This window comes from Rhizobium changzhiense (genome assembly GCF_013087625.1).
GTDB classification, from domain to species: Bacteria; Pseudomonadota; Alphaproteobacteria; order Rhizobiales; family Rhizobiaceae; genus Rhizobium; species Rhizobium sophorae.
Map to the genome: position 1 here is coordinate 26111 of NZ_JABFCQ010000006.1, position 26062 is coordinate 52172.

Consider the following 26062-nt stretch of genomic DNA (forward strand, 5'->3'; position numbering starts at 1 on the left):
AAGCCATGACCGAAGCCTTTATCTGCGACTATATCAGGACGCCGATCGGCCGTTTCGCCGGCGCGCTTTCCCAAGTGCGCGCCGACGATCTCGGCGCTATCCCTTTGAAGGCGCTGATGACGCGCAACGGCGCCGTCGACTGGGAAGCGGTCGACGACGTGATCTTCGGCTGCGCCAACCAGGCGGGCGAGGACAATCGCAACGTCGCGCGCATGTCGGCGCTGCTGGCCGGCCTGCCGATCGCGGTACCCGGCACGACGATCAACCGGCTCTGCGGTTCCGGCATGGATGCGGTGATCACGGCGGCGCGCGCCATTCGCTCCGGCGAGGCGGAGCTGACGATCGCGGGCGGCGTCGAGAGCATGTCACGCGCCCCATTCGTCATGCCGAAGGCCGAGACGGCCTTTTCACGGGCAGCGGAAATTCACGACACGACGATCGGCTGGCGCTTCGTCAACCCGCTGATGAAGAAGCAGTACGGCGTCGATTCCATGCCGGAGACCGGCGAGAATGTCGCGGAGGACTATCATGTCAGCCGCGAAGACCAGGATGCCTTCGCGGTGCGAAGCCAGGCGAAGGCGGCAGCAGCCCAGGCAAACGGACGGCTGGCGAAGGAGATCACCCCGGTGGTGATCCCGCAGCGCAAGGGCGATCCTGTTGTCGTCGACAAGGACGAGCATCCGCGCGTAACGACGATCGAAACGCTGGCGAAACTCGCGACACCTTTCAAGAAGGAAGGCGGCACGGTGACGGCGGGCAATGCCTCCGGCGTCAATGACGGCGCGGCGGCACTGATCGTCGCCTCCGAGGCGGCGGCGCGCAAATACGGCCTGACTCCGATCGCCCGCGTTCTCGGTGGTGCTGCCGCCGCCGTTCCGCCAAGGGTGATGGGCATCGGACCGATCCCGGCCTCGCGCAAGCTGATGGCGCGGCTCGGCATGACACAGGACCAGTTCGACGTCATCGAGCTCAACGAGGCCTTTGCCAGCCAGGGGCTGGCGGTGCTACGGGAACTCGGGATAGCCGATGACGATCAACGGGTAAACCGCAATGGCGGCGCGATCGCGCTCGGCCATCCCTTGGGCATGTCGGGCGCCCGCATCACCGGCACGGCGGCACTCGAGCTTGCCGAAACCGGCGGACGTTATTCGCTGTCGACCATGTGCATCGGTGTCGGGCAGGGGATTGCGATCGCGCTCGAGAGGGTTTGAGCGCAAAACTGGGCGCCAGATATTGAGAGGCGCCCGGTCTCCAGATCAAGGTGCTACAGAGCCGCACACATCATATCAGACGCAAAATCCCGTCATCGGAAAATCGATGCCGGTTGCGCGCCGATGCGCCATGGGCAGTAGGAAAGCAGGTGCCTTTCCGACCGGGTCTGCAAGGGCCGATAATCCGTGTAGCGCCTCAGCCCTCGAACACTCTTTCCTGACGCCGCCGCAATGAGTTGAAGACGGTTTGGGGGAGCCGCAGTTTCGTATCTTCGGAAAAACGCCGGCTCAACGCGTCGAAATTTGCATCCGGATCGGCGGTAAGCAGAGCTAACTCGTCAAAGAAATCCAGTTCGGAATGCGAAAGCGTTGCATTTGATGCGGGCTGTGCTCCCCAAACGTCCCATGGCAGGACTTCGCGACCGTTGATGGTGGCGAGATCTCGGATCAGGTTGCCGGCAACGAACCACAGACCACGAAGCTGCTCAAACTCGATGCCGAACAGGTTTGGATCGAGTTCTCCGCTGCGGCATCTGCGCCAAGCCTCGGACGCGGTCAAGAATTGGGCGCGCGGGACGTCATGGATGTCGAAACCAATTTCGAGATTTCGGATGAAAACCTCGTCGAGCTGACTGTCCAGCAGGGCCCAGCGCCCATCACCCGCTTTCCAGTATTCACAGACCCAATGATCTTCGAACTTGCCTGGATTGAAGTAGGCGCCGAAGCCTCCGCGGCCTCGGGCGGGAACTCCGTGCTGGCGAAGGATTGCGACGGAAAGTAACATGTAATGGCGGCAGATGCCAACCAGACGCTTCTCGGGCGGCCGGACGAGGGAGAGCGGACGGTCGTCAAGTGCCAGCAACGCATCCAGCATCTTCTCCATCGGGCGGATATGGCTTTCGCCGCGCCGCGCCTCGGGAACCCTGTAACCATAGAATGGTTCTGCGGCGTGCTCGTAGATCAGCAAAGCCTGCGCCGTGCGCGCAACGCCGCCCGGATCGGACGGCAGCATGTCGAGGAGCGCGGAATGGCGGCCGGGCGCGCTAAAGGCAGAATGCCTTGTATAATGTTCATGCTTGCGACGCTGAGCGCCGTCATTGTCTGTGCAAAGGGCGGAAAGGATCGTGTCGTTCATGAGAACCTCCTGCGGGTCAACTGCCAGTACGCCTGTTTCTGCCATAGGGTCTGAGGGGGTGCTTGATCCTGGTTGCTGACATTTGCGCCCTATTCGCCCCTTCGCTCTGCATCTCAGGCCGCATCGCCGGCACAATGGCATTGGAGCTTGTGGAGACCGCGCGTCTTCGCTGTCGACAGCGTGCATCGGTGACCGGCACGATATAATCAGCCGCGCTCGAAAGACTTTGAGCGCGCGCAGCGTTGCGTGCTGCGCTCTGCTTCGATAAAAACCCGGCATGCTGATCCGACCCGCGGAATATGACGATCAAGGCGCTATCTGGAGGATCATCGGCCCGACGATCCGCGCCGGCGAGACCTATGCGCTCGATCGCGATCTCTCGGAAACCGATGCGCTTGCCTACTGGATGGGAGCGGACCGCGAGACCTTCGTCGCCGAAGAGGATGGCGTGATCCTCGGCACATATTACATCAAGGCCAATCAGGCAGGCGGTGGCCGGCATGTCTGCAATTGCGGCTACATGACCGACGCCGCAGCGAGCGGCCGCGGCGTCGCGCGGCTGATGCATGAGCATTCCCTGGAGCACGCCCGCTTGCGCGGCTTTCGGGCGATGCAGTTCAATTTCGTCGTCAGCAGCAATGAACGCGCGGTTCTGCTGTGGCAATCTCTCGGCTTCGAGATCGTCGGCCGGCTTCCTGGTGTCTTCCTTCATCCGACGCAGGGTTACGTCGACGCATTGGTGATGTTTCGCACGCTTTAGCGACCACATCGTGCGGCGAAAAAAGATGTGAATGCGCTGTCGAATTCGCGGCGGTTCAAACGTCTTAAGATCGCGGGCGCGGATGCTTGCCGCATGCGTCGCGATCACTCTGTCGGCATGGAGGTTATGAAGCCATGGGTGTTTCCTATCGTTGGGTCATCGTTGCCGTCGGCGCTCTGATGTCATGCGTGGCAATCGGCGCGATGTTCTCGCTGGCGATCTTTCAGGAGCCGATTGCAACGGCGACCGGCTGGTCGCATGTCGGCATAGCGAGCGCGATGACGCTGAACTTCATCGTCATGGGTTTCGGCGGCTTCTTCTGGGGGGCGGCAAGCGACCGCTTCGGCCCGCGCGCGGTCGTGCTGATAGGCTCGGTGCTGCTCGGCCTGGCGCTGGTGCTGGCGAGCCGGGCCGAGACCCTGCTGCAATTCCAACTGACGTACGGTGTCTTGGTCGGACTGGCCGCCAGCGCCTTCTTCGCGCCGATGATCGCGGCGACGACCGCCTGGTTCGACCAGCACCGCGGCCTTGCCGTGTCGCTCGTCTCCGCCGGCATGGGGGTCGCGCCGATGACGATCTCGCCCTTCGCGCGCTGGCTGATCTCCGCCTATGACTGGCGGCCGGCCATGTTGATCATCGGCATTGCTGCCTGGGTGCTGCTGGTGCCAGCTGCGCTGCTGGTCAGGCGTCCGCCTGCCGAGACCGCAGATGCCGACACCGGATTTGCCGCGGAAGGCGCCAGGCCGCAGCTGTCGAAAGTCTTCCGGTCGCCGCAATTCATCGTGCTCGGCCTTACCTTCTTTGCTTGCTGTGCGGCCCATTCAGGCCCGATCTTCCACATGGTGAACTATGCGACGATCTGCGGCATCGCACCGATGGCGGCGGTGAGCATCTACAGCGTTGAGGGTCTGGCGGGGCTCGGCGGCCGACTACTCTATGGCAGCCTCGCCGACAGGATCGGCGTAAAGCCGGTGCTGGTCGCCGGCCTGCTGGTGCAGGCAGCCGCACTCGCGACCTATCTCCTCGTCAGCGAGCTGACCGATTTCTATGCGCTCGCCATCGTCTTCGGCAGCGCCTATGGCGGCGTGATGCCGCTTTATGCGCTGCTGGCGCGGGAATATTTCGGTCAACGCATCATCGGTACGGTCTTGGGCGCAGCGACGATGCTATCAAGCCTCGGCATGGCCTTCGGCCCTCTGGTCGGCGGCTGGATCTTCGACACATTCGCCAATTATTCCTGGCTGTTCATCGGCTCTGCGATGGTCGGTTTGGGAGCTGCGGCAATAGCGCTGGCATTTCCGCCTCTCGCCCGCCAAAAGCCGCAGCCGGCCTTTGGCGTGGCTCCGTAACGAGACCCTTTTCGGTTCTTGCAGGCAACCTCAGGCGGCCATCGGTGACGATGGCCGCTTGCATGAGCGACGCAAATCTCCCGCTTTCGTGCATTGCCCTTCGTCGATTTACCCTGATAAGACTTCTCCTATTCGTTTCATCACCTATGTCCTTGGTTTTTCGGGAGGCAATCGTCGCCATGGTCGAACTTGCGCAATCGCTCGCATCCATCAAGCTGCCGGACCTGTCCGGCAAGGCCGTGCTGATCACCGGCGCCTCGACCGGGATCGGCGCGGCGCTCGCCCGCGCCTTTGCCGCCCAGGGCGCCAAGGTCGGCGTGCATTACAATGCCAGCCGCGAACCGGCGGAGAAGCTTGCCGAGGAGCTCCGGGCTGCCGGCGGCACGGTGCATCTGATCCAGGGCGACGTCTCGAGGGAAGGCGAGACCGAGCGTGTCGTCGAGGAGACGGCGAAGACCTTCGGCCATCTCGACGGGCTGATCAACAATGCCGGCGGCATGCTGGGGCGCAAGCCGACCTCGGAATATACCGACGCGCATTATGCCGCGGTCATGGACCTCAACGCCCGCTCGGTGCTGGCGGCGACGCGCGCGGCGCATCCCTGGCTGAAGAAGCAGGGTGGCTTCATTATCAACACCACCTCGATCGCCGCGCGCAACGGCGGCGGCAATGGTGCGATCCTCTATGCGGCGTCCAAGGGCTTCGTCTCGACCATCACCCGCGGCCACGCCAAGGAATTCGTCGCCGACAGGATCCGTGTCAATGCGGTGGCGCCAGGTGTCATCGCCACGCCTTTCCACGAGCGTTATACCAATGACGAGCAGATGGAACTGCAGCGCAAGTCGATCCCCATGGGTTTCGTCGGCACCTCCGAGGATTGTGTCGGGGCCTATCTTTTCCTCGCCTCGCCGACGCTTTCGGGCTACATCACCGGCCAGATCATCGAGGTCAATGGCGGCCAATTGATGCCGTAAAAGCATCCGTCGGCGAGCAACATCCTTCGCTTTCCCTTTTAATCGAGGGAACTTTCGAACCGCCGTGACGTTTCCCGCTTGGTCTTTTCAGCAAGCGGGGCACCATGAGCTTTTCATTTTCGGAACTCGACTTCCTCAAGCCGGAGCTGGGGGCGGAGTATACGGGTTCCGGCACGCATTTCGCTGTCTTCTCGGCCCATGCGGAACAGATAGAGCTCTGCCTCTTCTCACCGGACGGAAAAGATGAAATCGCCAGGTTGCCGCTGCCGAAACGCGAGGGCGACATCTGGTCGGGTTATATCGCCGGCATCGGACCGGGCACCGTCTACGGTTATCGCGCCCATGGGCCCTACGACCCTAACGCCGGCCATCGCTTCAACGCCAACAAGCTTCTGCTCGACCCCTATGCCAAACAGGTGACGGGCGAATTGAAATGGGATGACGCGCTGTTCGGTTATCAGATCGGCGAGGACGACCTTTCCTTCGACGAACGCGACAGCGCGCCATTCATGGTCAAGGGCGTGGTGCAGGATCCGGACTTCGACTGGGCGGGTGAAGAGGCGATCCGCCGTCCCTGGCCCGACACCATCATCTACGAGGCGCATGTGCGCGGCCTGACGATGACCCATCCGAATGTGCCAGACCGGCTGCGCGGCACCTTTCTCGGCATGTGCAGCGATCCGATCATCGACCATCTCGTCAAGCTCGGCATCTCGGCGATCGAGCTCTTGCCGATCCAGTATTTCCTCGACGATCGCTATCTCCTGGAAAACAACCTCAGCAATTACTGGGGCTACCAGACGCTCGGCTTCTTTGCGCCGCAATCGCGCTACATGTCCGGCGACAAGATCACCGAGATCAAGACCATGGTGAAGAAGTTCCATGCCGCCGGCATCGAAGTCATCATGGACGTCGTCTACAATCACACCGCCGAAGGCAGCGAGAAAGGCCCGACGCTCTCCTTCCGCGGGCTCGACAATGCGAGCTATTATACCCTCTCACCCGACGATCCTCGCCACACCTTCGATACAACAGGCACCGGTAACACCCTGAATGCCGCCAATCCTATGGTGATGCGTATGGTCCTCGACAGCCTGCGCTATTGGGTCGGCGTCATGCATATCGACGGCTTCCGCTTCGACCTTGCCAGCACGCTCGGCCGCCAGGATATGGAATTCGACCGGCAGGGGCTTTTCTTCGGCGCCATCCGCCAGGATCCGATCCTCGCCGGTGTCAAGCTGATCGCCGAGCCCTGGGACGTCGGCGATGGCGGCTATCAGGTTGGCGGCTTTCCGCATCCTTTCCGTGAGTGGAACGACAAGTTTCGTGACGACGTGCGCCGCTTTTGGAAGGGCGACGGCGGTATGGTGTCGGAGATTTCGCAGCGCATCACCGGCTCGGCGATACAGTTCAACCACTCGGATCGTGGTGCGACATCATCCATCAATCTGCTGTCGGCCCATGACGGCTTCACGCTGATGGACACCGTTTCCTTCAACGACAAGCACAATGACGCGAACGGCGAGGAAAACAGGGACGGACATTCGGACAATCATTCGGACAATATGGGTGCCGAAGGAGTGACTGATAACGAAGACATCAAGAGGCTTCGGGCGCGGCGGCGCCGCAACATGATGGCGACGCTGATGCTTTCCCAGGGCGTCCCGATGATCCTTGCCGGCGATGAGGTGGGCAACAGCCAGGGCGGCAACAATAACGCTTATTGCCAGGACAACGAGATCGGCTGGACGGATTGGGCGGGGCTCGACGATCCCTTCCTCGATTTCTGCCGGCAGGCCGTCGCCTTCCGCAAGGCCCATCCCGTCTTGCGGCAGGAGCGGTTCCTGACCGGCGAGACCGCCGAGGACGGCCGCATAGAGATCGCCTGGTACAAGCCGGACGGCAATTTCATGGACGATGGGGCCTGGAACGACGACGGATTGCAGGTGCTAGGGGTCTATGTCTCGAGGAGTGTGAATGCACCAGACACCGAGACGATGGACGACCTCTTCCTCATCTTCAATGCCGGCGGCGATTGCGAGTTTCACCTGCCTGTCGTGAATGGGCTGAAACAGTGGTCGAGAATTCTCGACACGGGGACGGAGACGGGTGCCTTCGAGGTGCACGAGCCGGAGAACCCCGTCATCGTCTATGCCCAGAGCGCGGCGGTCTTCGCACCGAAGGGGCAGACCGAGCCGCCGAAGGACGCGACCAAGGCCGAGCGCCGACGGTGGTTCCAGTTCGGCCGCCGCAGCAAGTAGCAGGTCCTCAACAGCATGAATGCCGAAACGATCACCGAACTTGGCCTTGTCTATGTCAGCGATACCGAACCAGGCATCCGCAGGCGAAGGAAGGGCAAGGGTTTCAGCTATGTCATGCCTGACGGCACAACGCTTGCCGACCAATTGCAGCGGGCGCGCATCGGCGCGCTCGGCCTGCCGCCGGCCTATGAGAATGTCTGGATCTGCCTCTACGACAACGGCCATCTGCAGGCGACGGGCTTTGACGCGCGCGGGCGTAAGCAGTACCGCTACCATAAGGAATGGCAATCCTTCCGAAGCGCGGGGAAATTCCATCAGCTGATCGAGTTCGGCCGGGCATTACCTAAGATACGCCGCACCGTTCTGCGCCACCTCGACACCGGTGCGGAGGATGTCAACGGCGTGCTTGCGGCTTTGACGACGCTGCTCGACGAGGCGCACTTACGCGTCGGCAACCAGGCCTATGTCAGGGAAAACGGCACCTATGGCGCAACGACGCTGCTGAAGCGGCATCTGAAGATTGTCGACGGGCAGATAGAGCTGAAATTCCGCGCCAAAGGCGGAAAGCGCGTCCAGCGCAGCCTCAAGCATCCCCGGCTGCAAAAGATCCTGGAAGAGATAGCGGACTTGCCCGGCCGCCAGCTCTTCGTCTGGAAGGATGAAAGCGGGGCGCTGAAGCCAATCGATTCCGGTCGGTTGAACGCCTATCTCGCCGAGATATCGGGCATTCCCATTTCGGCGAAAACCTTCCGCACCTGGGCCGGATCGCTGGCGGCCTTCGGGGCGGCACGCGAGACGATTACCGGCGGCGGTCGGCCGACGGTAAAGCAGATGTCGGAAGCCGCGGCCGAGGCGCTGCACAACACACCGGCGATCTCGCGTTCGAGCTATATCCATCCCGCGATCATCGCGCTCGCCGGCAACGATCATCCGCTGATCGAGAGCGGCAACGAGCCGCTGCGGGGCTTGCGGGCCGAGGAAAACAGGCTACTTGATTTCCTGACACGCGAGATCGAAGAATGAGCCCCAGAAATCCGCCGACATCGGACGTATCTTTGACGCATCCCGACCGGCTCTACTGGCCGGATGAGGGCGTGACCAAGCGGGCGCTGGCGGATTATTACGCAGCGGTCTGGCCATTAATGGCGCCCTATGTCGTCAATCGGCCGCTGGCATTGCTGCGACTGCCGGACGGGATAAAAAGCCACCAGCGGTTTTTCCAGAAACATGCCTGGAAGGGCATGAATCCGCATATCGAGGAGATCGCCGATCCGCAGGATGCGGACGGCGAAAACTTGTTGCGCATCGGCGATTTCAACGGTCTCGTGGCGCTGGTGCAGTCGGCCGTGCTCGAAATTCATCCCTGGGGTGCCACGACCGACGATTGGGAAAGACCCGACATGATCACCATGGACCTCGATCCCGGCGAGGACGTGGCCTGGAGCGCTGTGATTTCAGCAGCGCTTGAATTGAAGACGCGGCTGGAAGCCCGCGGCCTAGCTGCCTTCGTCAAGACCTCGGGCGGCAAGGGGCTGCATGTAGTAACGCCGCTTGCGCCGAAGGCCGGCTGGGCGGAGGTGAAGGATTTCGCCCATTCACTGGCCGAAAGCATGTCGGCCGACGCGCCGGAGAAATATCTGGCAACCGCGACGAAGGCAAAACGCGGGGGGCATATCTACATCGACTATCTCCGCAACGGCCGCGGCAACACGGCAGTCGCGGCCTATTCGACGCGAGCGCGATCGGGTGCGCCGGTTTCGATGCCGCTGGATTGGTCGGAATTGAACGAGGTGAGCGGTCCCGCCGCTTTCACGCTCGGAAACGTGCCGCTACGGTTGGAGACTCAGCCGAGAGACCCGTGGGGGAATTTCTTCGATGCGGCGGTGCCGCTCGAATGAACGGCTTTTAGAGCGGTTCGGCTTTAACGGAACCGCAGAGCCGCTCTATCCTTTTGCTTCGCACTTTTCCTGGAATTGGCTCGTCTCAGCTCGCACCGTCCAGCTCAGGATAATGCCTGAAAATTCCTTCCTCGTTGAAGGCGAGGCGGCGGGGGGAGGCGAGATAGCGGGCAATGTTCGGCCGCTTAGCCACCGCATCATGCAGAGCCACGAGGCCGGGATATTCCGCCTTGCGGCTCGCCATGGCTTTCGGAAAGGCATAGGTCAGGCCCTCGATCACCTGGAAGAGCGAGAGGTCGACATAGGTGAGCGCATCGCCGACCATATGATTGGCGCCTTTCGGGTTCTGCCGCAGCACCCGTTCGAAATAGCCGAGGAATTTCGGGATGCGGTCGCGGATGAAAGCGGCCGCGCGGGCTTTTGCTTCTAGCTTCTGGTCCTCGTAATAGAGCGACATGTCGATCGGGTGGTGCGTATCGTGCACTTCGGCGACGAAATCGGTGACGGTCAGCTGCAGGCCGTTGACGACGTGGCGAAGGCCTTCGTCTTCAGGCGCAAGGCCGAGCTTCGGACCGAGGTAAAATAATATGTTGGCGACATGGGGGATGATGAGGTCGCCATCCTTCAGGAAGGGCGGCGCGAAAGGAATGTGCGGTTCGCTTTCGCTCTCCATGATGTCGATCATGGCGCCGGTACCACGCCCACGGCCGGACTGGCGGGTGATATCGATATAGTCGGCGCCGGCTTCTTCCAGCGCCAACCGCACGAATTCGCCGCGGCCTTGAATGCCGTCCCAATAATAAAGTTCGTATGCCATCGCTCTCAATCCTTCGGTTGACGGCCGAAGTCTTTTCGCAATTCGTCCTTGGCTTTTTCAAGGGTGCCGCGCCGCTTTTTCGTCAGCTGGTCGCCGGCGCGGTTGATGTAGAAGGTCAGCATCGACATGGCGGCGCGATAAGGGCTAGACTTGCGGCGATCGCTCTCCTCGGCGGAGTGCTTGACGGAGCGGGCAATCTTCTTCGGATCGTCCGATTTGAACACGCCTTCCTTCAAGTCCATTGCATCGCTGTGTTCGGTGACGTCCTGCGACCATTGCTTCTTCGATTTGGCCATGGGTCAAACTCCCTGTGCGGCTGGTGGAAGCCCCGCTTGCCGCATCTGCCGTTAATGGTGGCTGTGGTGTTCGTTGCGCTTGCGCGTCGCAGCGGCCTTCTTCGCGGAAGCGGATCGTTCCTCCTTCGAGCGTGCGGCGGATGCCGCGCCGCCGATGCGGCCGCCTTTTTCGGAAGATTCATGCGTATCCTTCTTGCCGCGGCCGGAACCGGATTTGTTGCCGCCGCCGCTTTCCTTGTTGACCGTCGCCCAGGCACGCCGTTCGGCTTCCTTCTCGGAGACGCCGCGATCCTCGTAGCTTTCCTCGATGTGCTCGGCCTTGCGCTTCTGCTTGTCGGTATAGTCGGATTTGTCACCTTTCGGCATCTCAGCCTCCTCTGGTTTGCAAAGGAATTGAACCGGCACGGCGCCCAAAAGTTCCGGCCGCGGTCGTGGTCCGCAAGGCCCAGATTCGGAACAAAAGCCGATTTTACCAGGTTTCGAATGGGAGAAGCTTTGGGAGAAGCTTACATGAGCTGCACATAAGAAGGAGCCGAGAACATGGAAAAACACATCGTCAAAGCCGATGGAAACGGCGCGATCGACGTGAACGGCCAGGTATCGCCGGTCACCTATACCGTCAGCCTCAAGCAAGGGAAGGGACGTTCCTACGAGGTCGACATTCGTCTGATGGCGCCGCGTGACTGGCTGTTGCAGAGGGGCTTCGAGCGGGATGCCGTGCTGGTCAGTCAGAGCGGTGCGCGCATTCCCGTCTATCACGATGGCGGCAGCCGTCACGATGGCGGCAGCCACCACGATGATGGCCGGCTCGATCCGGCCGACACGCTCTCGATCGAACTGACGGCGCGCGACGACAGCTGCACCAGCGAGGTGGATCTGATGCGCAAATATCCCGAGTTCGACGGCGCCGACGCGTAAAGCAGAAGTTGCGGCAAAGAAACAGAGATGCCTAGGCGCCAGGCCGCTGCCGGACGGCGTTCTTGACCGCCTGGTCGAGCGCCGTGCTGCTGAAAGGTTTCGACAGCAGCACCGAACCGGGGAGACGGTTTGCATGCGGCAGGCTGCTATTGCCGGTGGCAAAGACCAGGCCGACCGACGGAAAGGCCTCGCGGGCCTTGGCGGCAAAGACCTGACCCGACATGCCGGGCAGGCCGACATCGGCGACGATGATGTCGACGATGGTGTGTCCGAGGATTTCCACGCCCCTTTCGCCGCTATCAGCTTCGATGACGTCATAGCCGAGATCCTGCAGAATCTCGGCAGTATCCATGCGGATGAAGGCGTCGTCTTCCACAAGCAGCAGCTTCAGCTTTTCGCGGGCGATCTCGGGGTGTTTGGCAGGGGCCACTGCGGCATCGCTCGCCCCTTGGCGGCGTTGCGTCCGGTTGGCAAGCACGTGGCGGATTTTGCGGGCGAGTTCCTCGCGCGTATAGGGCTTGGAGAGCAGTTCGAGGCCGGGATCGAGCCGGCCGCCATGGACGATCGAATTTTCGGTATAGCCCGATGTATAGAGCACGGCGATATCAGGCAGACGCTCGCGCGCCATGCGCGCAAGCTCCGGGCTCCGCAACGGCCCTGGCATGACGACATCGGTAAAGAGCAGGTCGATATGGGCGCCGCTTTCGATCACGGTGAGCGCGCTTTGCGCATCCTTGGCCTTCAACACGTAGTAGCCGAGATCCGACAGCATCTCGACAACGGTGGCGCGCACGCCCTCGTCGTCCTCGGCGACAAGAATGGTTTCCGTGCCCCCGGCGGCCGGCACGTTGTCGGCGGCCGTGACGCGATCCTCGCTTCGGAACGAGCGGGTCAGGTAGAGCTTGACGGTCGTGCCTTCGCCGATCTCGCTGTAGATCTTCACGTGGCCGCCGGATTGCTTGACGAAGCCATAGACCATCGACAGGCCGAGACCGGTGCCCTTGCCTTCCGGTTTCGTCGAGAAGAAGGGCTCGAAGGCCTGCTCCATCACCTCCTGTGTCATGCCGGCGCCGGTATCGGTCACGGCGAGCACGACATATTGCCCGGCGGTGACTTCAGGATGGGTGCGGCTGTAGGAATCGTCGAGGAAGGCGTTGCCGACCTCGATCGTCAGCTTGCCGGCGCCATCCATCGCGTCGCGGGAGTTGATCGCCAGGTTGAGCAGTGCGTTTTCGATCTGGATCGGATCGGCGAAGGTGTTCCAGAGGCCGCCGGAGACCATGGTCTCGACTTCGATCTCCTCGCCGAGCGCGCGGCGCAGCATGTCGTCCATGCCGGTGACGAGACGGCCGATGTTGATGACCTTCGGTTCCAGCGGCTGGCGGCGGCCGAAGGCGAGCAACTGGCTTGCCAGCCGCGAGCCGCGTTCGACGGCGGCAAGCGCGTTGGAAATGCGTTCCTTACCCCGGCCGCTATCTGCCACGTCCTTGCCGAGAAGCTGCAGATTGCCTGAGATCACCTGCAGCAGATTGTTGAAGTCATGGGCAACGCCGCCGGTAAGCTTGCCGATCGATTCCATCTTCTGCGACTGCTGGAGTGCTGCTTCGGCCTGCTGGCGTTCGGCAATCTCGGCCGCGACGCGGACCTCGAGCATTTCATTGAGTTTCCGCAACTGATCTTCCATGTCGCGGCGCTGGTCGATTTCGACTTTGGCGGCACGGAAGAGCCGGATATTGTCGATTGCGACGGCCGATTGGCCGGCGAGGCTGACGAGGCTCGCCTCGGCCGCTTGGGAAAAACGGCCGGGCTGGCCGTGACCGAAGAACAAGCCGCCGATGACGCTGCCGTCGCGGGATTTCACCGGTACGGCAAGATAGCTCCTGACCGGAAGATGCCCCTTCGGCATGCCTGCATGCGGCGCATTCTGCCCGTAGCGCGGGTCGAGCAGGATGTCGTCGGAGCGCACGATACCTTCGCCGTTGAAGGTCGGCGCGAAGACCTTGGTATTGCGCGGCATCGGGAATTTCTCGAAGTTCCTCCGATCGACACCGGAGAGCGCATAGAGCATGTAGCTGCCGCCCTCACCATCATCGACATTGTAGAAGAAGGCGCCGAATTCCGCGCCGGTCAGCGTCACGCCGGCATCGACGACAATCTGGGTGAGGCGTTCGACACTGGGCTCGACGGTGATCGTGGCCCCCGCCCGGTTGACGACCGCAAGCGCCTCCGATTTTGCACGCAGTTCTTCCAGTGCGATCTGTTCGCCGCGCTTGGCCGACACCTGGTCGGTGACATCAAGGGCCGCACAGAGGATGCCGGCGACCCTGCCGTCATCGTCGCGCAGGGGGGTGTATGAGAAGGTGAACCAGGTGTCCTCGGTGCGGCCGTCGCGGCGCATCGGGATGAGCAGCTCTTTGAAGAGCTGCGCACTGCCTTCCAGCGTGCTGGCGATGATCGGTGAGAATTGTTCCCAGATGTCCGCCCAAACCTCACGGAAGGGTCGTCCGAGGGCATCGGGATGCCGTTCGGGGAAAATCGGCACATAGGCGTCATTATAGAGAAAAGCGAGATCCGGGCCCCAGGCAACGAATTTGGCCTGGCGCGAATTCAACACCATTTCGGCGATATGCTTGAGAGACGCGGGCCAGCTTTCGACCGGACCGAGGCCGACGGCGTGGAAAGCCGGATGCCGTATCAATTCGCCGATTTCGCCGCCGCCTCTCGGCCAGCCGTTCCCGACGCTTCCCATTCAAAATCGCTTCCTTGTCGTCCGCCGCACCGGTGTGATCGGTCGTCTCGGGCTTCAGCCCTTCCAAACCGTCAACATAGAGGCTTGCGATAGGAGGGAAAGGGCGCGGTCGAAATATCCTTAACTGCCGGGCGTTCAACACTTTAGCAGTCTGCGGAGAGCGCCTGCGGACTGTTATTTTCGATAGAGTTTCTGCGATGCGGCAAAGGCGCGACCGATGTAGACGGAGACCAGCTGCACCGGCGCGCGCGGATCGCGGAAGACCAGCCCGACGAGATTGTCGACGACAAGGATGAACCCGAGCGCGAGACCGAGGTAGAGCAGGGCGGCGATGAGCAGGAGCGACATCTCCATCTCTCACACGATCGCAGTCGAAGCGCGTTTGCCGGTAAAAAGGAGGATTTCGGTGTGACCGTCGTTCATGGCAACTTTCCCGTTCGGCCATAAACAGTCATCGTATCCTCTTGTTCCCCGTTATCGGGGCAAGGCTCAATTTTTTTTGGAAGCCTCAAAGCTTGCAGTGTCATCCGGCCTCTGTTCACCCCCGCATGGAAGCCCACCCCTGCAATTCAATATCGCACAACCAATTCAGGCATATGACAACAAAGGACCAAGGGCGTCGAGACGACGCCCTTTTTAATCGAGATGCGCAGTATTCTAGTGTTCAGGACGCGGTCTTGCGGCTCGCGGTCCGCTTCGGCGCCGGCGTGACCACGCCATTCGTCTTGGCACCCGTCGCAGTGCGCTTCGCCTTGGGCTTGACCTCTTTGCCGTCGGAAGACGCAGCCGAGCCCTCAAGCGCGTCGCGCTCGTGTCGTGCCTGTTCCCAATGGATGGAATCTCGCCCTGTCGGATAACCCTCTTCTTCCCAGAGGGTATATGCACGTTTTTTGATCCACTCTTCCCGAGTTTCTGCCATCGCTGATCTCCAGTCACATGATGCCGTCGTTCGAACGCGATACTCTTCGGATGGTTCCAGAGGAGCGGAACTCTTTCAAGCGAAATCGCGCCGCAACCGGAAATATTTCGCATCGCAGCATATTAGGGTTGAGAATCGGCCTTCACTGGGACCGATACGCCGCCGCCTTGTGCAGATCTGACACGAAATCCCGGCGCTGCCGGCGCTGGTCCGCCTCGTCGCGAATGCGCAAGAGATAGGAGGGGTGGATGGTGACCAGGACAGGCGGACGGTTTGCCGGATAGAGGATGTGGCCGCGCTCCGGCGTCAGCTTCACCTTCGGCCCGAGCAGCGCATAAAGCGCGCTTGCGCCGAGCGTCACGACGAGCTTCGGCTGCAGGATATTGATCTCTGCGCCGAGCCACCAGGCGCAGCGCTTGATCTCGCCGGCATTCGGTTTTGCATGCAGCCGCCGTTTGCCGCGCTGCGTGAACTTGAAGTGTTTGACGGCATTGGTGACATAACAGCGCTGGCGGTCGAGACCGGCTTCTTCCAGGCAGCGATCGAGCAGGCGGCCGGCGGGACCGACAAAAGGTCTGCCGCTCACATCCTCCTGATCGCCCGGCTGCTCGCCGACAAGGACGATCTCGGTTTTGACAGGGCCTTCGCCGAAGACGATTTGCGTGGCATTCCTGTAGAGATCACAACGGGTGCAGCCTTCGGCCTGATGCCGGAGTTCGCCAATGCTTGTCGCGTTCGCGACTTCGCGCGCCAAGGCGGGACCGACGTTTGCGGCTATGGTCATGCTGGCGATCCTCATCTCCCCGGGATCAATCGATCTGTGCCGGCATTGTTCCCGTTCGGGAATGTGCGGGCGCATTCCGGAGCTTTTCGCCATCGATCCCCGGGCCGGCAAAATGACCACGGTGAAAAATTTCGCGTCATGAGAGAAGGGCGGCGCGATTGAACGCCTCCGTTTCGCGGCTATATTTGCCAGCGATGTTCTATCTCCTGTCCACCTACTGGCCGCATATCCTCTTTGTCGTTTCGATCGCCATGGGGGCGGCGGCGGCGATCCATGCCGCCATGACCAAGGAGGAGGTGCGTGCCGCGATCGGCTGGGTCGGCGTCATCATCCTGTCTCCGATCATCGGCGCGCTGCTCTATGCAATTGCCGGCATCAACCGCATCCGCCGCAAATCGCTGAGCGTGCGGCGCGACGCACTGCTGCTTGCGGCCGAATTCGACGAATTGGAGACCTTCGACGCCGAGGCCGAGACGGTGATCAGCCAGTTCGGCCGCCGCTTTGCCGCGCTGCAGACGCTGGGCGACCGCGTGACGCGCAATCCGCTGACATCAGGCAATACGATCGACATGCTGGAGACCGGCGACGAGGCCTATGCGGCGATGAAGACCGCCATCGACGAGGCGACGCGCAGCATCCTGCTCGAAACCTATATCTTCGACCGCGATGCGGTCGGCCTTCGCATCGCCGATGCGCTGATCGCGGCGGTCAGGCGTGGTGTGGAGGTCCGGGTGCTGATCGATGCGGTCGGTGCACGCTATTCGGTGCCGAGCATTCTTGGCCATCTAAAGGAAGGTGGCGTCACGGTCGCTGTCTTCAACGGCAATGTCATCATGGGCTTGCGGCTGCCCTATGCCAATCTGCGCACCCACCGCAAGATCCTGATCGTCGACGGGAAAATTGCGCTGACGGGCGGGATGAACATCAGGGCGGGCTTCAGCGAGGAGGCGACGGGCGAGAGCTTTGCCCACGACACGCATTTCAGCGTCACCGGCCCTGTCGTGGCCGATCTTTTCGACCTCGCCGCCGAAGACTGGCGCTTCTCCACGCAGGAGTTGTTGAACGACGAGCCCTGGCGCATCGAACCGCCGCAGCGCAGCCCCGGCGATCCCATCCTGATGCGCGTCGTCGCCTCCGGCCCGGACCGCAGCGTCGAGACCAACCATAAAATGCTGATGGGCGCGTTTTCCGTGGCGCGCCAATCGATCCGCATCATGTCGCCCTATTTCCTGCCGGACCGCGAACTCATCAGCGCCCTGGTGACGGCGGCGCGGCGCGGCGTCGAAGTCGATATCGTCGTGCCCGCGGTCAATAACCTCGTTCTGGTCGACCGGGCGATGACGGCGCAATTCGATCAGATCCTCAAGAACTACTGCCGCATCTGGCGCTCCACCGGCAGCTTCAGTCATTCGAAGCTGCTGACGATCGACGGCACCTGGGCCTATGTCGGCTCCTCCAATCTCGACCCCCGTTCTCTGCGGCTGAATTTCGAGGTCGATCTCGAAGTGCTGAACGAGGGCTTTGCCGCCGAGATCGACGAGCACATCGAGGAAACCTTGAAAACGGCAACGCCGGTGACGCTCGAGAGCCTGCGCGCGCGACCCTTCGCGGTACGGCTGCTCGAGAAGGTGCTATGGCTGGGTTCGCCCTATCTCTGAAGGATTTTTTGTGATCGGACATGGCAAGTTCCGCTCGGCCGCCTATACTGCGGAGTGAGTAGCCTTTTCGATCAACGGAACAAGTGCGCCTGCCGATGCACGCCAGAAAAGACAGCCTTCCCGCCAGCATTCTCGCCTCGATCAGGAGCAGGAAAAAGCGGCTCGACCCCGCCTATACGGAGACAAGGCCGCGCAGCGCCGGGACGCTGATCGCCTCCTATAACGTGCACAAATGCATCGGCACCGACCGACGCTTCGATCCGGAGCGCACCAGCCGGGTGATCCACGAAATCGGCGCCGACGTGATCGCGCTGCAGGAGGCCGACACGCGCTTCGGCGAGCGCACGGGCATTCTCGATCTCGGGCGGCTGGAGCGGGAGACGGGACTGATCGCGGTGCCGGTTGCCGGCATGGCGAAGGCGCATGGCTGGCACGGCAATGTCGTGCTCTTCAAGAAGGGGCTGGTGCATGACGTGCATCAGGTCAAGCTGCCGGGACTGGAGCCGCGCGGCGCGCTGGTTGCCGAGATCGAACTCGAGAAGGGCGGGGTGCTGCGCATCATCGCCGCGCATTTCGGCCTGCTGCGCCACAACAGGGCCCAGCAGGCCCGCACGCTGGTCGAATTGATCAACAACCGGCACGAGATGCCGACCATCCTGCTCGGCGACCTCAACGAATGGCGGCTTGGCGACCGTTCTTCGCTCAACACCTTCCAATCGGCCTTCGGACCGCTGCCGCCCGCCGTCCCGAGCTTTCCCGCCGGCCTGCCGCTTCTCGCGCTCGACCGGATCATCGCCAACCGCAAGGGGATCATCTCGGAGGTGGAAGCGCATGATACGCCGCTGGCGCGCATCGCCTCCGACCACCTGCCGATCAAGGCGCTGATCGATCTGGAACCGGTCGGCGGTTAGAAAACGACGTCGATAGAGAAGTCGTCGGAGCGGCTCGAGCAGTCGCCGAGCGCCTCTCACTTCGAGCGGAACAGACGCGCGAGACGGCGAAACCGCTGAGCCCACAATTGCGGATCGGTCTTTTCCGATGAGGAAGGTGCGGTTAGTCGCTCAAGGCGGGGCAAGAGAAACGCAGCCCAGTCGTCAAGATCGTTCTTGCCGAAATAAGGCAGCCAGACATCGGAGGGAGCGTCCCATTGTCGTGGATTTGCTCGCGCCAGATCGCCGAGCTTGACCAAGACAGGTTGGCCGTTGTCTCCGACGACTTCGATCTCGGGGTCGGGATCGGGCCTGGGTAGGCGCGCAATGATGCTTTCTTCCAGAGCTTTGCCAACTGTTCGATCCGCCTCGTTGAGGCGGCGAAGTATTCTTGTGTCTCCGGTGGGGCCGGAGCTCTCTGTCATGTTGATCGTGAATTTGGCGCCCATAATGCTGTTCGAATATTGGGATACTTGTAGCCAACAAGCCCTTCCGCCCCGGGTAAACCTGCACTTGCCCGCGTTCTGGGATTCCCAGCCGAGCTCCCGAAATCGCGAAGCTAGCAGCGAGCGCATATGTCGGTGAAAATCTCTGCTTTTCAGGTTGTCGCGCATGCTTTTGTCCCAGGGGTATGCCTCATGCTGGAGCATCTCATCGCATGCTCGAAGGCACAACGGACGCTTGTGTCGTCGCAAGCGTTTGTCAGCGCGGGCATCTGAAAATTCTTAGAACCGAAAAGGATGCCGTCTGCGACTCTCGGTCGGCCGCGGCTGAAACGTCACTAGCCGGATGACGTCCAAGATGGTCCCGAATATCCGCTTACGCATCGAAATCTCTCCTTTGTGATCATATGCCGCCTCTTGCCCCACACGTTCAAACGAGCTTATCGTTGGTTTCGAATGACTTGAGGTTATGGATGAAGCGCGGACGCTTGCCATTGACGGCTTTGCGGAGTTTCGAGGTCGCCGGCCGTCTCGAAAACTTCACGCTGGCGGCGCAGGAGCTGTTCATCTCGCAGGCCGCCGTCAGCCGGCAGATCCGCGAGCTGGAGACGTTGCTGGGCGAAGCGCTCTTCGAGCGCCGCCATCGCGGCGTCCATCTGACCACCTCGGGCAACAAGCTGCTGGCGATCCTGACGTCATCCTTCGACCGGATCGACGAATGCCTGGAAGAAATCCGCAGCCGGCCGGCAACGGCAACGGTGACGATCAGCGCGGAACCCTCCTTCGCGGCGTGCTGGCTGGTTCCCCGCCTGCCGGAATTTCGCGAGAGGCATCCCGACATCGAGGTGACGATCGACTCCGATCCGCGCCTCGCCGAGTTCCGCAGCGGCCAGGCCGAGATCGCCATCCGCCACAGCGCCAGCGTGACCGCCTGGCCGAGGACGGAGAGCGGACATCTCGCCGATGTCAGGATGGTGCCGGTCGCAGCGCCTGCGCTGCTCAATGCAGGGCAAGCGATCGTCCGCCCCGAAGACATGCTTCGTCATACGCTGTTGCATGAGGAGACCCGCGACGTCTGGTTCCGCTGGTTCGAGGCGGCAGGCATCGCCATGCCGGAAACCGCCCGGGGGCCGGTCTATGCCGATGGCGGGCTGGTCATGCAGGCGGTCCTGCGCGGGCAGGGCATAGCGCTGATGGACGATATCTTTGCCGAGGAAGAGATCAGGGCGGGCCGGTTGCTTCGCCTGTCCGACCTTGCCGTTGCCCACGGCGCCTACTGGCTGGTCGCGCGCAGCTTTGAGCGGCTCGCCCCGCCTGCCTCACTCTTTGTTCGCTGGATCAGCTCCCGGATCGAAACATTCTGAAGGCCGCCGATATCGGCAGAACTCGGCCAAGGCGGCCTATCGACCGTGACGCTCGACCTCGGTCAGCACCGTGATGAAAGCCCGCAAACCCTGCGGCACGTGACGGTGGCCGGGATAATAGAGACAGAGGCCCGGAATGGCGGGACACCAGTCGTCAAGCACGGTGACGAGCGCGCCGCTTTCGAGAAACGGCCGGGCAGTGCGATCCGAGACATAGGCGATGCCGAGCCCCTTTGCCGCTGCCTGCGCCATCAGCTCGACATGGTCGAGCGTCAGCACGCCCGGAACGTCGACGGCAAGCTCGTGGCCGTGTTTTTCGAACTCCCAGCGGAAGAGCTTGCCGCTTGGCAGCCGGAAGCGGATGCAGGCGTGGGTGTTTAATTCGTCCGGTGTCTGCGGCGCCGGATGCGCTGCGAGATAGGCCGGCGAAGCGACGGCGACAAAACGGGTATCGCCGCCGAATTCCACCGCGATCATATCGAGCGGCACCGCCTCGCGAAGTCTTATGCCGGCATCGAAACCGTCGGCAACGACATCGACGAGCCGATTGTCGGTGACGAGATCGAGCGACATATCGGGATAGCGGGTGAGAAAGGTCGGGACAGCGGCATCGAGCAGCACCCGCGCGGCGATCTCGCTGGTATTGATCCGCAATGTGCCACTGGGATGGCCGCGGAATTCGTTGACCTCCTCGAGCGCCAGATCGAAATCCCTGAACAGTGGCGTCAGACGGGTGACGAGGCGCTCGCCGGCTTCCGTCGCCGCGACGCTGCGGGTCGTCCGGTTGAGAAGCCGAATGCCCATATTTGCTTCGAGCGAACGCATCATATGGCTGAGCGTCGAAGGCGACAGGCCCAACTCGTCGGCGGCCTTGCGGAAGCTGCGATGAGTGACGATGGCAGATAAGGCTCTCAGATCGGCAAGGGTCGGCTTGTAATTCATGGCTAAAATTCACCAACTCATGCAGTATTCGACGGATGGAAGCAGGAATAGGCTTATCTATCTTTACCTTCAAGAGCAGCCGCAAATCCGCGGCGTGAAAAGGGTAAGACAATGACAAGGACATGGATGATAACGGGCGCCTCCTCCGGTTTCGGGCGCATCATGACCGAAAAACTGCTGGCGCGCGGCGATCGCGTCGCGGCGACAGTGCGCAGACCGGAAGCGCTAAGCGACTTGAAGTCGCAGTACGGCGAGAACCTCTGGATCGCGACGCTTGACGTCAGCAATGATGGGGCGGTGCGCTCGGTCGTCGATGCCGCTTTTGCAGCGATGGGCCGGATCGACGTTGTCGTCAGCAATGCCGGCTACGGCCTGTTCGGTGCTGCAGAAGAGGTGAGCGACGAACAGATCCGCCATCAGATCGATACCAACCTGATCGGCTCGATCCAGGTGATCCGGGCAGCGCTGCCGCATATGCGGGCGCAGGGCGGCGGCCGCATCCTGCAGGTGTCTTCGGAAGGCGGGCAGATCGCCTATCCGAATTTCAGCCTCTACCACGCGACCAAATGGGGCATCGAAGGCTTCATCGAAGCCGTTTCGCAGGAGGTCGCTCCCTTCGGCATCGAGTTCATCATTGCCGAGCCAGGTCCGGCGCGGACCGATTTTGGGCGCGGCCTGGTCGCGCCGCAACCGATGGAAGCCTATGACGCGACGCCGGCCGGCGAAATCCGCCGCGCCATCGCCGACGGCACGTTCGAAGCCAAGGGTGACCCCGTCAAGATGGCGCAGGCGATGATCGAGGCTGCCGAACAGCACTCGGCTCCGAAGCGGCTGGCGCTCGGCGCCGGCAGCTATGCCTCGATCCGCAAGGCGCTGGTCCAGCGGTTGGCTGAGCTCGACGCCTTCAAGGAGGTGACGATCTCCACGGATGTCGATGGCTGACGCACGGCCAGCAAATGCCGCTGCCGGCGCCGGCCGGGTCTATGTCAGCCGGCGCCGTATGTCCAATTGGCGTTAAAGGGCGCCGGCTGCCTGCAGCAGCTTGCGATCGAGATCGACCGCCACGCGGGGTTGCTTGTCGAGGACCATGGTCGCTGGTTTGTCGGTTGTGTAGGCCGGCCAGTCGGGCAAGCCCTCGGCGCTCGGCTTGCCGTTGCGCGCGAAGTTGACCCAGGCCTGGCTCACCTTTTTGGAAAGCGTAAGAGCGTCGCTGCCCCCGCCGGTCGACGTCTTGACCAAGGCGGCGTTCGCAAACACGTAGGGCAGTTCCGCACAATGCCAGGCCATGGCAATCCCATCCAGGACCGGTGACTCGTAGGCGAACATGTAGGAGTAGACCGGAGCCCCGTTCTGCTTCGCCTTCAGGTCGAGATCACGGATGGCGCCCGGCCGGAAGCGCAGGTCGAGGAAATAGGCGTCGGCGATCTTTTTCTCGGGGTAGGCGGCCATGAATGCCTTGCCGACCGCGTCGGATTTGTCGGCGAAGCGCTCCTTCAGCTTGGCCTGAGCCTTCGCATCGTCCCAGCCGTTCTTGTTGTCGGCAAGCAGCTCGCCCGCCTTGTGATTGATCACCGTCTCGAACTCGTTGAGGGTGTTGCCGACCATCAGCGGAATGTCCTTGGCCTGGTCGACCCACTGTGTCCCGACAGGGTTCGCTGGAATGTAGTCGCCGTCCTGAACGGGCGCATAGCGGGCGTCCTTCGCGCCCTGGGCGGTCGCCTCCTTGACGGCCTTGTCGGCCGCCGCAAGGAGATCGTAATAGTCTGCGTCGGCAAGCTTGTCGATGTCGCTGGCCTTGAGACCGAGATTGGCGAGCGTCAGTTCGGCCACCTTGCGCGAAGACGCTTGATCGATGACGGAATCGGTCCGCGAGCCGCTCTGGACGATGGCCTTCTGGAAGAGGCCCTTCGCTGACGGCGTCCCCATCAGGGCGCGCACCTTGTAGCCACCGCCGGACTGGCCGAAAATCGTCACGTTGCCGGGGTCGCCGCCGAAGGCCTCGGCGTTGTCGTGGACCCATTTCAGCGCAGCGACGAGATCTGTGACGCTGGCATTGCCCGACCGTTTGAACTTCTCGCCATAGGCGGAAAGATCGAGGAAGCCGAGCACGTTGAGCCGGTGGTTGAGGGTGACGACGACGACATCGCCATCCTTGCTCAGATTATGGCCGTCATAAGAGGTCAGTTCGATGCCGGAGCCATTGGTGAAGCCGCCCCCATGGATCCAAACCATGACCGGCCGTTTCTTTCCGTCCTTGATCGCTGGCGTCCAGATGTTCAGGAACTGGCAAGCTTCGCTCATCGGCAGATAGCGGTGCGGATTGAAGAGTTCGTCGCCGGCCACTTCCTTCATGCGGGGGATGAAGCAATTCTCGCCATAAGTGACTGCGGGACGGATGCCTTTCCAGGGCGCGACCTCTTCCGCCGGCATGAAGCGGTCGGCATGTGCATAGGGGACGCCAAGATAGCTGTAGATGCCATCGTCGAGTGCGCCGACGAGACTGCCCTTGTTGGTTTCAACAACCGTCTTGCTCTGCGAAGCAACAAACTCTTCGGCGAGAGCGGGCGTGCCGACGATGGAAGGTGTCATCGCCGACAGCGCGGATATCAAAGCGCAATAATATAAGAACGTCCTTTTCATCAACTGATCCTCTTGTCGTTGATTTCGAGTTTTCAAAAGCCCGACGGCCGCCATCCCCGGCCGTCGGTGACTAACTAGGTCGGCACCGATGATTGTCAGGCCACAGTCATGGTTTGCTGGAGAGAGGATCACACCGGAGGGTTTGAACGGGTCTTCTTGCCGACCGGCCTCCAATGAGCCAGGAGATCCAACGCGCGGGCCGCTTCTGCGCGCTTTGGTCCTGCCGGACGTCGAGCGTCTTGAGCACGCCCGACGGAACACCACTCGGCGCCAAAGTGGTAGCGATTGGCCAACTATCCGCCCAGGTGATTAGGCGGCGAGATACATGGCGCCGCTTGCCCGGACCGCGTTAGCGTCTGCCACTGGTCAGAAAGATGACGAAGGGACCACCCCAATCGTTGGGACGGGTGGTTTGCGCTCCTGTATCTTGCTTCCCTGCTCGTCGCCGGCGCTCAGTGCCTCGCGCACTTCATCCTCTTCCCAACCCGCCTTGATGGCGGAAGCCACGAGCGTTTCGATTTTCTCGGTTTCCGAGTTGTGCGAAGTCTCATCGAGGTGGTGTCTGGCGGTATCGAGACACTGACGGAGGTTCGAAGCGCGGCTGGCGTCGTTACGGTCGTAGCTTGGCGATGCGACGTAGGTCATTTGAAAGCTCCCTGCTGATCGAGAGGAACAATTGAAGAGAGAGCCGGTTCCACTGCGTATCTCGGAAAAGCGAGACAAGGTGCAATCTCCGGCGTGACGGCACTTAAGGTGATCGCGGCCGTTGCGATTGGCGCGGTATTCCGGAACGGTCATCTGTGGCGACGGGTGGAAAGATGCCGGCGAGAAGTTTTTGCCGCAACTTTGAAACGGCAAATAGCTTGCCGTGCTTGCGGAACAGATTGCGCTTGTCCCGACCTGCCTCGGTATGTTCTAGGGGTGTTTCAGGACTTGCACTGGAAGCCACCGGCGAGCATGAAAGCTGAAATGAACGCAATCGCAGTACGGCTGGAAAATGTTACCCGTCGCTTTGGTATCACTGCAGCCGTGCAGGATCTTTCTCTTCATATTCGGCGCGGAGATGCGGTTTCGCTCGTGGGCCATTCCGGTTGCGGCAAGTCTACGCTCCTGCGCATGATTGCCGGTGTCGAGATACCGGAATCCGGCCGCATCCTCCTCGAAGGCCGCGAGGTCGCCAGTTCGACCACTTTCGTCGAACCGGAGGCGCGTGGCGTCGGATTCGTCTTTCAGGACTATGCTCTCTTCCCGCACCTGACTGTACGAGCCAATATCCTCTTTGGTCTCAAGCGACATCCGAAAGGCGAAGCAACCGCGCGAGCAGAGGAGATGATCAGCAAGGTCGGAATCGAACATCTAACGCATCGCTATCCGCACACCCTTTCGGGCGGTGAACAGCAGCGTGTCGCACTAGCCCGGGCTCTGGCGCCTCGGCCGAGTATCGTCCTGATGGACGAACCTTTTTCCAATCTGGATCAGGGCCTGCGTGGAAAGGTACGCAGCGACACCTTGAGCCTCTTGAGGGCACTCGGCACGACCGTGATCATCGTGACGCATGATCCCCAGGAAGCACTTTCCGTCGGTGATCAGGTGGTTCTGATGCGGGCAGGTGAAATCGTCCAGTCCGGTTCCGCCTATGATCTGCACGACCGTCCAACGAATCCTTACGCGGCAGAGTTCTTTTGCGCGTCCAGCAAAGTTCCCGGCGTTTACCGTGGCGGATGGATCGAGACCGCGATCGGTAACTTCGCCTATGCGCTTGATCGTCCGCCCGCAAGCTCCGTGACCGTTTATATCCGCCCGCATGCGATTTCGCTGTCCCCCGGCTCGGGAATTGCCGCTCGTATCGAGGACCGTGTTTTGCATGGCGAATTCGAGCAGATAACGTTGAAGGTTGATGGCCTCGATGTGCCGCTTAAGGCGAGAGCTTTGGAGCGGCTCCCGGTCGACGCAGAGAATATTCAGATATCAATCCTCCCCGAGCGGCTGTTGGCCTTTTGACAGCTGACCTGCGC

25 protein-coding genes are annotated in these 26062 nt (G+C 61.6%); 13 read left to right on the plus strand and 12 right to left on the minus strand.

The window, feature by feature from the left end:
* The first annotated feature begins 5 nt into the window (after positions 1 to 5).
* Positions 6 to 1211, plus strand: a complete 1206-nt coding sequence (gene pcaF, locus G9X68_RS25470; RefSeq protein ID WP_171604755.1) for a 3-oxoadipyl-CoA thiolase — start codon at positions 6 to 8, stop codon at positions 1209 to 1211.
* A 196-nt stretch (positions 1212 to 1407) separates the two neighbouring features.
* Here pcaF and G9X68_RS25475 read toward each other — a convergent pair whose 3' ends face one another.
* Entirely contained in the window at positions 1408 to 2346 is a 939-nt protein-coding gene (locus G9X68_RS25475) for a transglutaminase-like domain-containing protein (RefSeq protein WP_206679869.1), read from the minus strand.
* A 277-nt stretch (positions 2347 to 2623) separates the two neighbouring features.
* Between G9X68_RS25475 and G9X68_RS25480 the strand changes: the two genes are divergently transcribed.
* The 6 genes from G9X68_RS25480 to ligD all read left to right on the plus strand — a co-directional run bounded on the left by G9X68_RS25480 (position 2624) and on the right by ligD (position 9588).
* On the plus strand, positions 2624 to 3106 hold the full coding sequence (locus G9X68_RS25480) for a GNAT family N-acetyltransferase (RefSeq protein WP_171604756.1): 483 nt from the start codon (positions 2624 to 2626) through the stop codon (positions 3104 to 3106).
* 134 nt (positions 3107 to 3240) lie between these two features.
* Positions 3241 to 4455, plus strand: a complete 1215-nt coding sequence (locus G9X68_RS25485; RefSeq protein ID WP_171604757.1) for an MFS transporter — start codon at positions 3241 to 3243, stop codon at positions 4453 to 4455.
* 179 nt (positions 4456 to 4634) lie between these two features.
* Entirely contained in the window at positions 4635 to 5429 is a 795-nt protein-coding gene (locus G9X68_RS25490) for an SDR family NAD(P)-dependent oxidoreductase (RefSeq protein ID WP_171604758.1), read from the plus strand.
* Positions 5430 to 5533: 104 nt separating this feature from the next.
* The gene (gene glgX / locus G9X68_RS25495) at positions 5534 to 7690 is read left to right on the plus strand and encodes a glycogen debranching protein GlgX (protein WP_171604759.1); all 2157 of its coding nucleotides are present in this window, start codon (positions 5534 to 5536) and stop codon (positions 7688 to 7690) included.
* Between the two features lie 15 nt (positions 7691 to 7705).
* On the plus strand, positions 7706 to 8713 hold the full coding sequence (locus G9X68_RS25500) for a DNA topoisomerase IB (protein WP_171604760.1): 1008 nt from the start codon (positions 7706 to 7708) through the stop codon (positions 8711 to 8713).
* Entirely contained in the window at positions 8710 to 9588 is an 879-nt protein-coding gene (gene ligD / locus G9X68_RS25505) for a non-homologous end-joining DNA ligase (RefSeq protein WP_171604761.1), read from the plus strand. The genes G9X68_RS25500 and ligD overlap by 4 nt, the downstream gene beginning before the upstream one ends.
* 85 nt (positions 9589 to 9673) lie before the next feature.
* On the opposite strand, the gene G9X68_RS25510 is transcribed toward ligD, so the two are convergent.
* The 3 genes from G9X68_RS25510 to G9X68_RS25520 are packed head-to-tail and all read right to left on the minus strand — an operon-like array spanning position 9674 to position 11067.
* The gene (locus tag G9X68_RS25510; protein WP_171604762.1) at positions 9674 to 10405 is read right to left on the minus strand and encodes a glutathione S-transferase; all 732 of its coding nucleotides are present in this window, start codon (positions 10403 to 10405) and stop codon (positions 9674 to 9676) included.
* Positions 10406 to 10410: 5 nt separating this feature from the next.
* A complete protein-coding gene (locus G9X68_RS25515; protein ID WP_171604763.1) occupies positions 10411 to 10701 on the minus strand; it encodes a DUF3175 domain-containing protein in 291 nt (96 codons plus the stop codon).
* Between the two features lie 51 nt (positions 10702 to 10752).
* Positions 10753 to 11067, minus strand: coding sequence for a plasmid stabilization protein (locus G9X68_RS25520; protein ID WP_171604764.1), 315 nt, complete (start codon positions 11065 to 11067; stop codon positions 10753 to 10755).
* A gap of 174 nt (positions 11068 to 11241) precedes the next feature.
* Between G9X68_RS25520 and G9X68_RS25525 the strand changes: the two genes are divergently transcribed.
* On the plus strand, positions 11242 to 11619 hold the full coding sequence (locus G9X68_RS25525; RefSeq protein ID WP_171604765.1) for a hypothetical protein: 378 nt from the start codon (positions 11242 to 11244) through the stop codon (positions 11617 to 11619).
* Positions 11620 to 11650: 31 nt separating this feature from the next.
* Here the strand turns inward: G9X68_RS25525 and G9X68_RS25530 are convergent, their stop codons facing one another.
* From G9X68_RS25530 to G9X68_RS25545, 4 genes are all read right to left on the minus strand, one after another.
* On the minus strand, positions 11651 to 14368 hold the full coding sequence (locus G9X68_RS25530) for a response regulator (RefSeq protein WP_171604766.1): 2718 nt from the start codon (positions 14366 to 14368) through the stop codon (positions 11651 to 11653).
* 174 nt (positions 14369 to 14542) lie between these two features.
* Positions 14543 to 14716, minus strand: a complete 174-nt coding sequence (locus G9X68_RS25535; RefSeq protein WP_164986495.1) for a hypothetical protein — start codon at positions 14714 to 14716, stop codon at positions 14543 to 14545.
* 316 nt (positions 14717 to 15032) lie between these two features.
* Entirely contained in the window at positions 15033 to 15287 is a 255-nt protein-coding gene (locus G9X68_RS25540; protein ID WP_171604767.1) for a DUF2934 domain-containing protein, read from the minus strand.
* Between the two features lie 142 nt (positions 15288 to 15429).
* A complete protein-coding gene (locus tag G9X68_RS25545) occupies positions 15430 to 16071 on the minus strand; it encodes a UdgX family uracil-DNA binding protein (RefSeq protein ID WP_171604768.1) in 642 nt (213 codons plus the stop codon).
* A 194-nt stretch (positions 16072 to 16265) separates the two neighbouring features.
* Between G9X68_RS25545 and G9X68_RS25550 the strand changes: the two genes are divergently transcribed.
* A complete protein-coding gene (locus G9X68_RS25550) occupies positions 16266 to 17729 on the plus strand; it encodes a phospholipase D-like domain-containing protein (protein WP_171604769.1) in 1464 nt (487 codons plus the stop codon).
* Positions 17730 to 17824: 95 nt separating this feature from the next.
* Positions 17825 to 18640 carry an endonuclease/exonuclease/phosphatase family protein gene (locus G9X68_RS25555; protein ID WP_171604770.1) on the plus strand — a complete coding sequence of 272 codons (816 nt, stop codon included), beginning with the start codon at positions 17825 to 17827 and terminating at the stop codon, positions 18638 to 18640.
* 56 nt (positions 18641 to 18696) lie between these two features.
* Here G9X68_RS25555 and G9X68_RS25560 read toward each other — a convergent pair whose 3' ends face one another.
* Positions 18697 to 19272, minus strand: coding sequence for a hypothetical protein (locus G9X68_RS25560; protein ID WP_171604771.1), 576 nt, complete (start codon positions 19270 to 19272; stop codon positions 18697 to 18699).
* Between the two features lie 302 nt (positions 19273 to 19574).
* On the opposite strand from G9X68_RS25560, the gene G9X68_RS25565 reads away from it, so the two are divergent.
* The gene (locus G9X68_RS25565; protein ID WP_171604772.1) at positions 19575 to 20465 is read left to right on the plus strand and encodes a LysR substrate-binding domain-containing protein; all 891 of its coding nucleotides are present in this window, start codon (positions 19575 to 19577) and stop codon (positions 20463 to 20465) included.
* Between the two features lie 36 nt (positions 20466 to 20501).
* Here G9X68_RS25565 and G9X68_RS25570 read toward each other — a convergent pair whose 3' ends face one another.
* Entirely contained in the window at positions 20502 to 21407 is a 906-nt protein-coding gene (locus G9X68_RS25570; protein ID WP_171604773.1) for a LysR family transcriptional regulator, read from the minus strand.
* 111 nt (positions 21408 to 21518) lie between these two features.
* Between G9X68_RS25570 and G9X68_RS25575 the strand changes: the two genes are divergently transcribed.
* Entirely contained in the window at positions 21519 to 22349 is an 831-nt protein-coding gene (locus tag G9X68_RS25575) for an SDR family oxidoreductase (RefSeq protein ID WP_171604774.1), read from the plus strand.
* Between the two features lie 72 nt (positions 22350 to 22421).
* Here the strand turns inward: G9X68_RS25575 and G9X68_RS25580 are convergent, their stop codons facing one another.
* Positions 22422 to 24047, minus strand: a complete 1626-nt coding sequence (locus G9X68_RS25580; protein WP_171604775.1) for a carboxylesterase/lipase family protein — start codon at positions 24045 to 24047, stop codon at positions 22422 to 22424.
* A 366-nt stretch (positions 24048 to 24413) separates the two neighbouring features.
* Positions 24414 to 24692 (minus strand): hypothetical protein, encoded by a 279-nt coding sequence (locus tag G9X68_RS25585; RefSeq protein ID WP_171604776.1) that lies wholly within the window; start codon positions 24690 to 24692, stop codon positions 24414 to 24416.
* A gap of 324 nt (positions 24693 to 25016) precedes the next feature.
* On the opposite strand from G9X68_RS25585, the gene G9X68_RS25590 reads away from it, so the two are divergent.
* Positions 25017 to 26048 carry an ABC transporter ATP-binding protein gene (locus G9X68_RS25590; protein ID WP_171604777.1) on the plus strand — a complete coding sequence of 344 codons (1032 nt, stop codon included), beginning with the start codon at positions 25017 to 25019 and terminating at the stop codon, positions 26046 to 26048.
* The last annotated feature ends 14 nt before the right edge of the window (positions 26049 to 26062 follow it).

Coding starts and splice junctions, on each gene's coding strand:
- pcaF (WP_171604755.1), top strand. CDS start 6: ATGACCGAAGCCTTTATCTGCGACTATATCAGGACGCCGATCGGCCGT.
- G9X68_RS25475 (WP_206679869.1), bottom strand. CDS start 2,346: ATGAACGACACGATCCTTTCCGCCCTTTGCACAGACAATGACGGCGCT.
- G9X68_RS25480 (WP_171604756.1), top strand. CDS start 2,624: ATGCTGATCCGACCCGCGGAATATGACGATCAAGGCGCTATCTGGAGG.
- G9X68_RS25485 (WP_171604757.1), top strand. CDS start 3,241: ATGGGTGTTTCCTATCGTTGGGTCATCGTTGCCGTCGGCGCTCTGATG.
- G9X68_RS25490 (WP_171604758.1), top strand. CDS start 4,635: ATGGTCGAACTTGCGCAATCGCTCGCATCCATCAAGCTGCCGGACCTG.
- glgX (WP_171604759.1), top strand. CDS start 5,534: ATGAGCTTTTCATTTTCGGAACTCGACTTCCTCAAGCCGGAGCTGGGG.
- G9X68_RS25500 (WP_171604760.1), top strand. CDS start 7,706: ATGAATGCCGAAACGATCACCGAACTTGGCCTTGTCTATGTCAGCGAT.
- ligD (WP_171604761.1), top strand. CDS start 8,710: ATGAGCCCCAGAAATCCGCCGACATCGGACGTATCTTTGACGCATCCC.
- G9X68_RS25510 (WP_171604762.1), bottom strand. CDS start 10,405: ATGGCATACGAACTTTATTATTGGGACGGCATTCAAGGCCGCGGCGAA.
- G9X68_RS25515 (WP_171604763.1), bottom strand. CDS start 10,701: ATGGCCAAATCGAAGAAGCAATGGTCGCAGGACGTCACCGAACACAGC.
- G9X68_RS25520 (WP_171604764.1), bottom strand. CDS start 11,067: ATGCCGAAAGGTGACAAATCCGACTATACCGACAAGCAGAAGCGCAAG.
- G9X68_RS25525 (WP_171604765.1), top strand. CDS start 11,242: ATGGAAAAACACATCGTCAAAGCCGATGGAAACGGCGCGATCGACGTG.
- G9X68_RS25530 (WP_171604766.1), bottom strand. CDS start 14,368: ATGGGAAGCGTCGGGAACGGCTGGCCGAGAGGCGGCGGCGAAATCGGC.
- G9X68_RS25535 (WP_164986495.1), bottom strand. CDS start 14,716: ATGTCGCTCCTGCTCATCGCCGCCCTGCTCTACCTCGGTCTCGCGCTC.
- G9X68_RS25540 (WP_171604767.1), bottom strand. CDS start 15,287: ATGGCAGAAACTCGGGAAGAGTGGATCAAAAAACGTGCATATACCCTC.
- G9X68_RS25545 (WP_171604768.1), bottom strand. CDS start 16,071: ATGACCATAGCCGCAAACGTCGGTCCCGCCTTGGCGCGCGAAGTCGCG.
- G9X68_RS25550 (WP_171604769.1), top strand. CDS start 16,266: ATGTTCTATCTCCTGTCCACCTACTGGCCGCATATCCTCTTTGTCGTT.
- G9X68_RS25555 (WP_171604770.1), top strand. CDS start 17,825: ATGCACGCCAGAAAAGACAGCCTTCCCGCCAGCATTCTCGCCTCGATC.
- G9X68_RS25560 (WP_171604771.1), bottom strand. CDS start 19,272: ATGCGCGACAACCTGAAAAGCAGAGATTTTCACCGACATATGCGCTCG.
- G9X68_RS25565 (WP_171604772.1), top strand. CDS start 19,575: ATGAAGCGCGGACGCTTGCCATTGACGGCTTTGCGGAGTTTCGAGGTC.
- G9X68_RS25570 (WP_171604773.1), bottom strand. CDS start 21,407: ATGAATTACAAGCCGACCCTTGCCGATCTGAGAGCCTTATCTGCCATC.
- G9X68_RS25575 (WP_171604774.1), top strand. CDS start 21,519: ATGACAAGGACATGGATGATAACGGGCGCCTCCTCCGGTTTCGGGCGC.
- G9X68_RS25580 (WP_171604775.1), bottom strand. CDS start 24,047: ATGAAAAGGACGTTCTTATATTATTGCGCTTTGATATCCGCGCTGTCG.
- G9X68_RS25585 (WP_171604776.1), bottom strand. CDS start 24,692: ATGACCTACGTCGCATCGCCAAGCTACGACCGTAACGACGCCAGCCGC.
- G9X68_RS25590 (WP_171604777.1), top strand. CDS start 25,017: ATGAACGCAATCGCAGTACGGCTGGAAAATGTTACCCGTCGCTTTGGT.